We start from the raw sequence: 838 nt of genomic DNA on the forward strand, positions 1-838 counted from the left end.
CAGCTTGGCATCAGCTTGCGGATTTGCCGCCCATCACCCTGAGCGCCGGACGCTTGCGGCGGCTGACGATGCGGTCCGCCACAGGGGCGTCGGCGCGCCCGTCATCCCCGGCCTTCTCGGCAAACAGCCAGTCGACGAACACCTGCACGATCGGCGTCGCCCGCATCTCGTTGCGGCAGACGACATAGAAATCGTCGACCGCCGGCACCGACAGGCTGAACGGCGCGACCAGCATGCCCCTGGCCAGCAGCGCGCTTGCCGTCACGGAGTCGCCCAACGCAACGCCATGGCCATGCACCGCCGCCTCGGTCGCCATACGCGCATCGCCAAGGTGATGGCGGCGACCCCGCTCCAGGTCCAGCGCTTCGGCGGCCGCCAGCCAGGTATGCCATTCGCGGCCGTCATCGCCATGCAGGAAAACATGGTCGGCGAGATCCCTGACGCTGCGGATCGGCCGGTTATTGATCAGTGTCGGGCTGACCACGGGAAACAGTTCGAGGCCCGACCATTTGCGCATCCAGCAATCGGTCCAGCTGCCGTCGCCATAGTGCACGCAGACATCGATGTTGGGCGCCCGCAAATCCTTGGAATCGTTGGAAGGGATAAGCGTCAGCCTTATGTCGGGATATTGCGCCATGAAACTGCCGAGCCGCGGTGTCATCCACAACAACAGCAGCGCCGGCACGCAGGAGACCGAAAGTGTGCCGCTGCTTGCCGGTCTTGTCATGCGCTGGGTGGCGGCGGCGATGCCGTCGAAGGCGGTCGACACCGCCGGCAGAAGCTCCGCGCCATGCGGCGTCAGTTTGACCCGCTGGCCGACCCGCTCGAACAGCTTGAC

1 protein-coding gene is annotated in these 838 nt (G+C 65.9%); it reads right to left on the reverse strand.

The features are described from left to right. Positions 1 to 10: 10 nt before the first annotated feature. A partial coding sequence (locus EN943_RS37215; protein WP_127416629.1) for a LysR substrate-binding domain-containing protein occupies positions 11 to 838 on the reverse strand: 828 nt, incomplete at its 5' end.

It is taken from the genome of Mesorhizobium sp. M7A.F.Ca.US.006.01.1.1, assembly GCF_003997935.1.
GTDB lineage: Bacteria > Pseudomonadota > Alphaproteobacteria > Rhizobiales > Rhizobiaceae > Mesorhizobium.